Origin of the sequence: Gramella jeungdoensis (assembly GCF_023805255.1) — a bacterium.
Taxonomy (GTDB): Bacteria; Bacteroidota; Bacteroidia; order Flavobacteriales; family Flavobacteriaceae; genus Christiangramia; species Christiangramia jeungdoensis.
Window position 1 is genome coordinate 1 of sequence record NZ_JAMSCK010000011.1, and the last position, 11,159, is coordinate 11,159.

The 11,159-nt window shown below is 41.5% G+C and carries 11 protein-coding genes; 9 read left to right on the plus strand and 2 right to left on the minus strand.

What is annotated here, in order from left to right; genetic code table 11:
• Positions 1–164 precede the first annotated feature (164 nt).
• Entirely contained in the window at positions 165–1,322 is a 1,158-nt protein-coding gene (xerA, locus tag NE848_RS17130; protein ID WP_252115836.1) for a site-specific tyrosine recombinase/integron integrase, read from the minus strand.
• Between the two features lie 217 nt (positions 1,323–1,539).
• Between xerA and NE848_RS17135 the strand changes: the two genes are divergently transcribed.
• On the plus strand, positions 1,540–2,643 hold the full coding sequence (locus NE848_RS17135) for an adenylate/guanylate cyclase domain-containing protein (RefSeq protein WP_252115837.1): 1,104 nt from the start codon (positions 1,540–1,542) through the stop codon (positions 2,641–2,643).
• Between the two features lie 19 nt (positions 2,644–2,662).
• Here NE848_RS17135 and NE848_RS17140 read toward each other — a convergent pair whose 3' ends face one another.
• The gene (locus tag NE848_RS17140; RefSeq protein WP_252115838.1) at positions 2,663–3,049 is read right to left on the minus strand and encodes a DUF7670 domain-containing protein; all 387 of its coding nucleotides are present in this window, start codon (positions 3,047–3,049) and stop codon (positions 2,663–2,665) included.
• 338 nt (positions 3,050–3,387) lie between these two features.
• Here NE848_RS17140 and NE848_RS17145 point away from each other — a divergent pair, with 338 nt between their 5' ends.
• From NE848_RS17145 to NE848_RS17180, 8 genes are all read left to right on the plus strand, one after another.
• Positions 3,388–4,020, plus strand: a complete 633-nt coding sequence (locus NE848_RS17145; RefSeq protein WP_252115839.1) for a Crp/Fnr family transcriptional regulator — start codon at positions 3,388–3,390, stop codon at positions 4,018–4,020.
• A gap of 70 nt (positions 4,021–4,090) precedes the next feature.
• Entirely contained in the window at positions 4,091–4,891 is an 801-nt protein-coding gene (locus NE848_RS17150; RefSeq protein ID WP_252115840.1) for a sulfite exporter TauE/SafE family protein, read from the plus strand.
• A gap of 500 nt (positions 4,892–5,391) precedes the next feature.
• Positions 5,392–6,693: a cytochrome ubiquinol oxidase subunit I gene (locus NE848_RS17155; protein ID WP_252115841.1), complete on the plus strand. Its 1,302-nt coding sequence runs from the start codon at positions 5,392–5,394 to the stop codon at positions 6,691–6,693.
• A 2-nt stretch (positions 6,694–6,695) separates the two neighbouring features.
• Positions 6,696–7,718, plus strand: coding sequence for a cytochrome d ubiquinol oxidase subunit II (locus NE848_RS17160; RefSeq protein ID WP_252115842.1), 1,023 nt, complete (start codon positions 6,696–6,698; stop codon positions 7,716–7,718).
• A 120-nt stretch (positions 7,719–7,838) separates the two neighbouring features.
• The gene (locus tag NE848_RS17165) at positions 7,839–8,153 is read left to right on the plus strand and encodes a hypothetical protein (protein WP_252115843.1); all 315 of its coding nucleotides are present in this window, start codon (positions 7,839–7,841) and stop codon (positions 8,151–8,153) included.
• Positions 8,154–8,155: 2 nt separating this feature from the next.
• Positions 8,156–8,641 (plus strand): DUF2231 domain-containing protein, encoded by a 486-nt coding sequence (locus NE848_RS17170; RefSeq protein ID WP_252115844.1) that lies wholly within the window; start codon positions 8,156–8,158, stop codon positions 8,639–8,641.
• Positions 8,642–8,701: 60 nt separating this feature from the next.
• Positions 8,702–9,523, plus strand: coding sequence for an SDR family oxidoreductase (locus tag NE848_RS17175; RefSeq protein ID WP_252115845.1), 822 nt, complete (start codon positions 8,702–8,704; stop codon positions 9,521–9,523).
• Complete coding sequence (locus NE848_RS17180) at positions 9,510–10,919, plus strand: coniferyl aldehyde dehydrogenase (RefSeq protein ID WP_252115846.1); 1,410 nt, start codon at positions 9,510–9,512, stop codon at positions 10,917–10,919. The genes NE848_RS17175 and NE848_RS17180 overlap by 14 nt, the downstream gene beginning before the upstream one ends.
• Positions 10,920–11,159 lie beyond the last annotated feature (240 nt).

Consider the following 11,159-nt stretch of genomic DNA (forward strand, 5'->3'; position numbering starts at 1 on the left):
ATTTTTTTCCTTTTCCCAATCAAAATTCCATCTTATTAAGTTCGGATTTTCTATAAATGTTTCGGAAATGGATTGGTCGGCTTACAAAAAACACTCTTTGAAATTCAAAATATCGTTCCGGCGCTATTGTGCATAACTCGTTATATCCACGGCAATTTAAGCTTTTATTCTAAAATATTCCGGGATAAACGCAGATTAGAGTCTCCTTTATCGGCCCTCGAAAGCAACTCCTTTAAACTGGCATCCAGCGGACTCTGTATCTTTACTACATCCTTTTGGGCCACATGAGTGTAGATCATTGTGGTCTCCGGCTTCGCATGCCCTAACAATGCCTGGATGTAACGAAGGTCCGTGCCGTTCTCAAGCATATGGGTTGCGAAACTATGTCTTAACGTATGCGGACTAACTCGTTTTTTGATCTTCGCCCTCTTGCAGGATTCCTTTAAAAAATGCCTTATCGCAGAAGCGGTATAAGGTTTTTCCTTATAGCCTTCAACGAAATAACGCTTAGGGGTATAGGTTTGAAGATAATTGTATAACAGGGGCAAAATACTTTCCGCCAGCATAACATACCTGTCCTTTCTTCCCTTAGACTGTCTTATAAAAACCTGTCTGCGGTCAATATCTATATCTTTCAGTTCAAGAGAGACCAGTTCTCCAATGCGAAGGCCCGAAGAATAAATAAGAGCCATCACACAACGATGTTTTAGGTTTCTGGTGAGCCTTAACAGGTCCAGCACTTCTTCCTTACTCAGTACGGTGGGCAGATAATGACTTTTCTTAGGCCTTTTCATTTTGTCAGTTTCAAATAGTGCCAGGCCAGAGAATTCAAAATAATGCTTAAGCGCGCTAATACATTGCCGGTGAGAACTAATGGAGTAGTGCCTGCCAGCGATCTGTTCTTCATTAAACCTGGCTACATCGCTCTCTGTGAAAGTAATTGCTTCAGGATACATCTTCAGGAATTTAGTGACAAAGTTCATATAGGTCTTAACCGTACTCTCGCTATACCTCATACCACGAAGGTATTTTCTGAAGGCCTCGGCTTTATCCTGTTTGTCCTCTGGTTTTTGGAAGGATTCATCCAGTTTTGAATAGTCCATTAATGAATCATCTACCATTACCTGGCCTTTATTAAGGTGGGTCATAAAATTATCAAGAAGCCGCCTGTCGGCATTGATATAAAAACACTGGAAGGTTTGTGACCAGCGCAGGCCATCGAATAGCTTTAAATATTCCTTTAAAGGAAGATTGAATTTAAAATCCAGGCCGATCTGATGTTCATTCCTGTGACGGAAAAGGAACAAATTCACTTTTTTCATAAGCTGAAGAATAAGAGTTTAAATATAGCTGAAAATCAGACTCTTAGGATTTTTATTTTTAGCTGAAAACGTTAAATTTTTCATGCTGATATTTCTCCGTTTTGACCGCTTTTTTTGTGTTTTAAAAAATTATATATCAGCAACTTACATAAATGGGTTTATTTTCCTGAAATTGAATTTTTGGTAATATCTTTCAGTATAAATTCGCAGGTATGATATGTATCTACAATCAAAAATAAGAGCCCAGCTTTTTCTTGTAATTGGAGTGACACTTTTCTGGATGGCCAGCGGTGCATTTATGGCTTTCTATAAATGTGTGAATTATATACCTGCTTCAGATGAATTTATTTTCGTGGTTCCAAATCAGTTGTCATTTGGTTCTTTTCTTCTTATAAATATCATAGGTCCGGCGGTGGGAGGTTTTATTGGAGGAAGTATTTTAATTTTCCGCCTCAGTGAAAACCTGCGTAAAAGAAGCTACTGGTATTATGTTTTTGTCAACTTCTGGTTTTTTCTTGGCTTTATCCTGGTTCTTAATACCATTATTCCATACTGGTTTTACTATCGTGAAGAAATTCACAGTGCTAACGATCCCCTGGCTATGGCCCTGGATCTTCTTATACTGGATCCATATGCCTTGCGGAATATAGTCACCTGGCTGGTCATTGCATGGATCACCGTGCAGGGACTCAATATCTATGAAAAATATGCTCCCACAACCCTTATTTCTCTTTTCCTGGGTCGCTACCACAGGCCGCATGAGGTGAGCCGCATCTTCATGTTTCTTGATCTTAGTGACTCTACAACAATTGCCGAGAGGCTGGGCCATATTCATTTTTTTGATTTACTCAAGGATTTTTTTAGTGATATGACCGATCCTATCCTGGATACCCAGGGAGAGATCTATCAGTATATCGGTGATGAGATCGTGGTTTCATGGCCGGTGCGTCGGTCGGTACTTAAGCATATGCAGCCTCTTGAATGCTTCTTCCGCATAGAAAAAAGCGTACAGAATAAAGAGGCTTATTATCTTGAGAAATATGGACTTTTACCCAAATTCAAGGCCGCTTTCCATAGTGGCGAGGTGGTGGTTGGCGAGATCGGGGTCATCAAGCGGGAAATTGTCTATTCCGGAGATATACTGAACACCACTTCCAGAATGATGGAGCAGTGTAAGGTCTACAAGCAGAAACTTATCATCTCAAATGAACTCCTGGAAAAGCTTCCGGAAAATGAACTGGACAAATATTGCCTGGCCGAACTGGGTGAAATGGGATTGCGTGGTAAGACGAAAAAGATGATATTGTATGGAATAAGCTAAACCGAAAAAACCGATTTTTTTAGTGCAATTTCATTCTTTCAGAATGCCGGTGTTCCCGGCGTTCCATAAACCAGTATACCAGGTAAAGAAAACCCGGAGGGAAGATAGTTAGCAGGAATTTGAAGTCGATCACTTCATTTATGAACATGGCGATTAAAATTGCAAGGCTCGATATGAGTCCGCCAAGTCCTTCCCATTTATAAGCGATTGCCAGGCCTATGATCGTACTTACCGGAAATAAGATAAAGGTGATAATATCCCTGGTGTCAGAGAAACCTGTTCCACCTTCTTCATTTCCAAAAATATGGGCGATAAGAAAAAAGAGTACGAAAGCCAGGATAATACCACCCCAGCCCCTGGCTATCCAGAGAATACTTCTATTAAGATATTTGCTGTAGCTTATCATGATCTACAGGATCTTTTCCTGGTTATATCATTACTCTAATTTAACCAATTTTTAGAGGAAGTCCTATGGATTTATGAGCTCTTTGTCCTTTTACTGAATTATAAAATATTCGGCCGGACAGTCTTCCAGTAGAAAGTTGCCTTCTTGTTTTTCTAAGGAAACTTAACGCGCTCATGATTTGTATTCTCATTCATAATTTTTCCCGTTAGATTCTGATTTTAAGATCATTGATTTCAGGTGTTTATTTTATTGGAAACCGAAATAATCCCAATTCCTATCATTCCGCTGGGGTTTATTCTGAAATTTTCTTTCTAATTTTATGAACAAATACGCTGTAAATGCACGAAGAATTAAAGGAAGCTTACGGATTTCTTTTTGAAAAGGAACTGCTAGATGAAATAATGGAGGTGGGCACTCTTAAAAAGGTGAAAGCCGGTGAAGTTATCATCGAAATTGGCGATTATGTTACCGGTATGCCACTGCTTATCAATGGTGCCATAAAGATACTTCGCGAAGATAAGGACGGTGACGAACTTTTACTTTATTTCCTGGAGCGCGGTGATACCTGTGCCATGACGCTTAGTTGCTGTCTTGGCCGTACAAAGAGTGAAATAAGGGCCGTAGCCGAAACCGATACTACTTTCGTGATGATTCCCATAGCCAAAATGGAAGAGTGGACCTCCAGGTATAAATCATGGCGTAATTTTGTTTTTGCAGCATACCATGCCCGGTTGTCAGAAATGCTCGATACCATAGATGCCATTGCATTTCTAAATATGGACCAGCGACTTATGAAATACCTCAGGGACAGGGCCAAGATCAACAGGGACGATGAGATCCAGAGTACCCATCAGCAGATAGCTTATGACCTTCATACTTCACGAGTAGTGATCTCCAGGTTACTGAAAAAGCTTGAAATTGAAGGAAAGATATCTCTTCAGCGCAACCAGATAAAAGTAATAGACCTTTAATGTTCTGTAACCATTGTTACTGCATAAGCCTGCTTATCATAATACTTTTGCCCTGAATTAAATCAAAGGAATGGATATACTTGAAATACTGGGTTATTTCGGCGCATTGTTGATTGGAGTGGTGCTCGGCCTTATTGGCGGTGGCGGCTCCATTCTTACGGTGCCAGTGCTGGTCTATCTTCTGGCCATAAACCCGGTAACCGCGACGGCTTATTCTCTTTTTGTCGTTGGAACCTCCGCTCTCGTGGGGGCTCTTCGGAATATCCCTAAAAAACTCATAGATTTTAGAACAGCCATCGTCTTTGCCATTCCGGCATTTATCGCTGTTTATCTCACTCGTAAATTTCTAGTTCCGGCAATTCCCGAAGAGATCTTTACCCTGGGCAGTTTCACCCTTACCAAAGGTATAGGTATCATGATCTTTTTTGCCATTATTATGATCGTGGCCGCGATCTCAATGATAAAAGAAAAGGATAATGGACGGAATCTTAAGGAAGAAAAGGTATCGTATAACTATCCGCTTATCATTGTGGAAGGAGTCGTTGTAGGGCTTCTTACCGGGATCGTGGGTGCAGGCGGAGGATTCCTGATAATTCCCGCACTGGTGCTGCTTGCCAAATTACCCATGAAGAAGGCCGTAGCCACGTCGCTGCTTATTATAGCCATTAAATCCCTTATCGGCTTCATTGGAGATGTACAGAATATGGAGATCAACTGGGTATTCCTGTTCATTTTCACAGGACTTTCAATCGGAGGGATCTGGCTTGGTGTCTATCTCAATAATTTTGTCAATGGTAAGAAGCTTAAAAAAGCATTTGGCTGGTTCGTTCTCCTGATGGGAGTCTACATTATATGGAGCGAGATCTATTAAATATCTGTTAATTTAATGCCGAATGTAACTTTGGTTACATTTCAATTTATTTATATGGATTAAATTGCTGGATTAATTTATTATTTCCCCCCTTTTTTTATTGAAGATGTAAATCACAGATCTGTTTTGATCTGAAACTTTTGATATATCCGGATAGTTGGGTAATGTTTTTCTGAAATTGCTGGAGAGTAGATAACTGCTTGCATAAATTATGGTTGCAACCGAATAATAAGCTTCTTTCTGTCAAAAAAAGGAAAAATAATTTTTAAATGATCACATTGGTTGTTTAGAATGGTTAGGTAGCCCAGGTGTCCGGATATTTTTATGCTGAAATTCACGTTTTTTCAGACATTCTTTATAGAAACCTAATTAAACTTAAAACTTTGTAAATATTGACCAGGCATCAAGGTGAGCCATGGAATTTTCCCTAAATTTATAAGCCAAAAAACAGGCTTTGCTCAGTGTTTTTAAGCTGGTCTGGCCAGTAAAAAATTCCTTTAATGGAAAACCTCGATTATGCCAGGCTTCAAATGGCTTTTACCCTGGGATTTCACATAATTTTCGCGTGTATTGGTATGGTGATGCCTTTCTTTATGGTGGTATCTCATAAGAAATGGCTGAATACACGAAATCCCGTTTATCTTAAATTGACGAAAGCATGGCAAAAAGGAGTTGCTATTTTCTTTGTTACTGGAGCGGTTTCAGGAACGGCTCTTTCCTTTGAACTGGGGATGCTCTGGCCAGAATTCATGAAACATGCAGGCCCCGTCATAGGAATGCCTTTTTCCCTGGAAGGCGCGGCATTCTTTGTAGAGGCCATAGCCCTGGGATTCTATCTGTACGGCTGGAAACGGCTGCCAGAAACTTTTCACTGGATCACAGGTATCATAATTGGTATTTCGGGAGTGGCTTCTGGTATATTGGTAGTTTCTGCGAATGCATGGATGAACTCTCCGGCAGGTTTCGAGGTAGTGAATGGAGCCTTTACTAATATAGATCCCGTAGCCGCCTTCTTTAATGACGCCTGGTTCACCCAGGCCCTGCATATGACGCTTGCTGCATTTGCTGCAACTGGTTTCGCAGTGGCAGGGATCCATGCTTTTCAAATCCTTAGAAATAAGAATCAGGAACTTCATAAAGAAGCCTTTAAGATCGCTATCTTTTTTGGAGCTGTGGCGGCCTTGCTTCAGCCCTTGAGTGGCGATATTTCTGCCAAGGATGTCGCGGAGCGTCAGCCTGTAAAGCTGGCTGCCATGGAAGCCCATTACGAGACCGAGAAGGGTGCTCCCCTGTTTATAGGTGGGGTGGTTGATGAAGAGAAAAAAGAGGTCACTAACAAGATCGAGATTCCTGGAGCCTTATCTTTCCTCGCCTTTGGAGATTTTGATGCTGAGGTAAAGGGACTTAACGATTTTCCTGAAGATGAGCTCCCTCCGGTGGCGATCGTTCATTATGCCTTTCAGATCATGGTAGGTATCGGTACTTTGCTTATGCTGGCGGCACTGCTGTTTTTTGTCAGCCTCAGGAAAAAGAAATGGTGGGATAATAAAAAATTCTGGTGGCTCTTTGCGGTTTTGAGTCCGTTGGGCTTTATCGCCGTAGAAGCCGGCTGGGTGGTCACCGAGGTGGGACGCCAGCCATGGATAATTTATAATGTGATGAAAACAGCGGAGGCCGTAACTCCCATGCCCGGACTTAAATATAGTTTTTATATGTATGTACTGGTCTACCTGGCACTGGCGGTGACTGTAACCTGGCTTATGAACCGGCAGATAAAAGTACTTAACAACTCAACCGAATAATTATGCTGTACGTGGTGCTTTTCTTTACTTTTTTCTCGCTTTTCCTGTATGTTTTGCTGGGAGGAGCCGATTTTGGTGCAGGTATAGTTGAATTGTTCTCCTCCAGGAATAACAGGAAACTTACGAGGGATACCATCTATCATGTTATGGGACCTATCTGGGAGGCTAACCATATCTGGCTCATCATTCTTATTGTAATCCTCTGGATAGCATTTCCTGTTTATTTTAATATCATAATTATTTATCTGCATGTTCCATTAACCCTGGTTTTATTAGGAATCACCATAAGAGGAGTGGCCTTTATATTCAGGCATTACGATGCGGTTGTCGACACTTCGCAGGTATGGTATAACAGGCTCTTCAGGATAGGAAGTTTTATTACGCCTGTTTTCCTTGGAATGTCCTTCGGGACCCTGGTGAGCGGAAAGATTACACTCACAAACGATTATTCCCAGATGGGATTTGCCGATATATTTCTGTTTCCCTGGCTGAATGCTTTTACAATTCTAACAGGTTTATTTTATGCCGCTCTCTGTGCCTTCCTGGCTTCAACGCTACTGATAGGGGAGACCACTGGTGAGGTTAGGAAGATCTACAGTCGTAAATCGGCTATATTCACCATCACACTGGTGCTTATCGGGGGAGCCGTTCTTACCTATGGTTATTTTACCAATATGGTATTTGTGAAAGACTTTTTACACAATAGCTTTTCCCTTACTGCAATCGGGCTTTCAGCAGTATTACTTCTTCCACTATGGCAGGCCATAAGGAAACAGCACAGTATGCGAACACGTATACTTGCAGGGATCCAGATTCTGTTGGTGATCTTTGCGGCGGTTAATACGCACTTTCCCAATCTCATTATAACCAGTTCTTCCGAAGTGGATCTCCTGGCGGGTGCAGCACCCGATTCTGTGATTAGGGTCCTGGCTATTTCTCTTATAATTGGAGGAGCCATCATTCTCCCAGGCCTGTTTCATCTTATGAAATCATTCAATATGATATATCCTAAAAAGGAGGATTGATCCGCAAATATTCCGAAACTCTTAAAGAATATATAAATTGCCGCTATACCTTTGGTTTGAGGGCTTTTTTAACTAATTTCATTCTTGTTTTAACTTAAATCTAATCTTAAACAATTTAATATGAGATCTGCAATTTTAAAAGGATTAATGTTCAGTGCCATTCTTTTGTTCTTCGCCTGCGGTGAAAGTACCGATGTGGTCGAGTCGGGTACCTATCAGGGAACCATCAAAGAAGTAGAGGCTGAAAAGACCGAGATCTATGTGACTACCGATGATGATAAGACACTGGAGCTTTATTTTACTGAGACCACCAGTCTTACCAGAAATGGTAGCGAGGTAGATTTTTCCGAACTTGAAGAAGGTCAGAAAGTAGAAGTTGAAGTTGAAAAAGTTGGAAAAAGACTGGATCCCATTTCAGTGAAAATTATGGAATAGGTATGAGCGAAATACCAGAATTCTGGCGGACAGAGGTTTATCATCCTCTGTCCGTTCATTTTCCGATAGTACTTCTGCTCATGGCCACCCTTTTTAAACTGATTGGGTTATGGTCTTCCAAGATCACATGGGAACAGGGCGGAAGGTTTTTATTATTCCTTGGCGTTATAGGTATCTGGATATCTGTGTACACAGGAAACCTGGCCGATGGTATAGTCTCAAGGGAATTATGTGATCCCACCATGCTCAAAGATCATGAGAATTTTGCAGTTATCACGGCATGGATCTTTACAGTTGCTTTGGGTGCCGACCTTATCACCAGTTATGTGGATATCCTTAAAACGAAAGCTGTTTCTGTGATACTGGTTATTGGTTTACTCGTGGGCTGCGGAACCTTAACCTATTCAGGACATTTGGGAGCTCAACTGGTATATCAGCAGGCAGCAGGGGTGTATGTGCCTTCTGATGATTGTGCCGAATTCAATTAAGATCCTTTTAGTTAGGTTATATTAAAATGACTATTTTAGGACGGTTCCTTAACCAATACCTTGACGAAACTTAAAGACAAAACCGTACTTATTACCGGAGGCGCTTCAGGCATAGGTCTTCTAATGGGCCATAAAGCTATTCAAAAAGGAGCCGTCAGGCTTATCATTCTGGATATAGATCGGGAAGCTCTCCTTAATGCTGTAGAAGAATTAAGTAATAATAATTGTGAGATTCTTCCTTTAAGCGTGGACCTTAGCGATGAATCACAGCTACGGGAAACCATAGATGACATAATTGGCAGGGGGCTCCAGGTTGATGTTCTTATCAATAACGCCGGGGTCGTGACCGGAAAGGATTACAAAGACCATTCTTTTGAAGAAATTGAACGCACCATGCAGGTGAATTCAATCGCTCCTATGAAACTTACTTTAGGTCTCCTTCCGCAGATGCTGGAAAAAGGTAGTGGACATATCGTTAATATTTCTTCGGCAGCGGGAATGCTGGCCAACCCCGGGATGTCGGTCTATTGTGCAAGTAAATGGGCTATTAGTGGCTGGTCTGATTCCCTGCGTATAGAAATGGAAAGGGAGAGAACAGGAGTAAAGGTCCTAACGGTAACTCCTTATTACATTGACACCGGAATGTTTAGGGGAGTAAGTTCTCCAGTAGTCCCGATTTTAAAACCCGAAAAGGTTGCCAGGCAGATCATTAATGCGATAGAAAATGAAAAGATCGTACTTAGGATGCCTTTGATCATTTATTTGCTTCCTTTTATTAAAGGAATATTACCTAAAAGATTGCTGGATATAGTGGTAGGGAAAATATTCGGCATTTATACTTCTATGAATACATTTAAAGGCAGAGCCCATGACCAGAGATGAATTAGAGAACCTGCTAAAAAAACAAAAAGCTGCTTTCAGAAGCTCTCCACCCGATTATAAGAAGCGGATGCAAAGCCTGAAAAAGCTTTCAGTTATTGTTGATGAAAATAAGGAGAGGCTTATTGAGGCGGTTTCCAGTGATTTTGGTTTTAGATCCCACCAGGAAACCCTGGTTTTGGAAATATTTCCCCTGCATGATGAAATAAGACATGCGATGAAGAACTTGCGGAGCTGGACTAAAAGGAGAAAAGTTTCAGGTTCCTGGTTTTTGTTGCCGGCTTCAGCCTACTATCAGTACCAGCCACTAGGTAGTGTAGGTATTATGGGCGCCTGGAATTACCAGGTCTTGCTCACATTAAGCCCTTTGGTAGATGCTGTCGCGGCCGGTAATCATGCGATCATTAAACCTTCTGAGATAGCTCCCGCATCCGCCGAAGTGCTCAGGAAGATAATTAATTCAAATTTTCCTGAGGAATATATTCATTGCGTGACAGGAGATACTGAACTGGCTAAGGATTTTTCATCAATGCCATTTGACCATCTTTTCTTTACGGGTTCTACTCAAGTGGGAAAAATGATCATGGCCGCTGCAGCTCCCAACCTTACTCCGGTAACCCTCGAACTTGGAGGTAAATCTCCTGCGATAATTCATTCTTCTTATCCACTAGCAAGGGCCGCTAAGAGGATAATGGCGGGCAAGCTATTTAACTCCGGACAAACCTGTGTGGCCCCAGATTACGTTATTTTACCAAAAGAGCTGAACAATGAATTTCAGGACGCGGTAAAAAAGGTGGTAAATAAATTCTATCCAGATATTGCTAATAACGAGCATTATAGCCATATCATAAGCGATAAGCATTATCAAAGGCTAAGCAGACTGCTTGAGGACGCACAGAGTAAAGGAGCTTCTGTAGTCGAAATATCTTCAGGAACAGCTTCAATTGAGGGAAAGATATTTACTCCAAAGCTGGTCTTTAATGTGAACGATAAGATGGAGATCATGCAGCAAGAGATATTTGGTCCTATTTTACCTGTTGTTAATCTGGAAAACTTCGAAGAAGCAGTTGAATATGTGAATGAGAAACCCAAACCCCTGGCGCTATACTATTTCGATAAGAGTAAAAAAAGGATAAACTGGTTACTCAGGCATACACTTTCGGGTGGAGTGACTATCAATGATACGGTATACCACCTGGCGCAGCATAACCTTCCGTTTGGGGGTGTGGGCTCCAGCGGAGTGGGACATTATCATGGATTCGATGGTTTTAAGACCTTTTCCAAGAAAAGGCCGGTAATGCATCAAAAACGCCTGGCTGCATCAGATCTTCTTCATCCACCTTATACCGGTCTTAAGAATAAACTCATCAGGTTTTTAGGAAAACTCGCCAAAAGATAATAGAAATTGCGAGCAAAGTGGAATGAATCATTGCGAACGAAGTGAAGCAATCTCTTCTTGTTTCGAGGAATCAACCTGAGACGGCTTTGGTCGCGTGCTCCCTCGCAGTGACGTTTCACAAGTCATCGCGAACCCAGTGAAGCGATCTCATGGTCATTACGAGTGAAACGAAGCAATCCCTCGTTGCACCTGTCATTACGAACGAAGTGAAGCAATCTCTTCTTGTTTCGAGGAATCAAC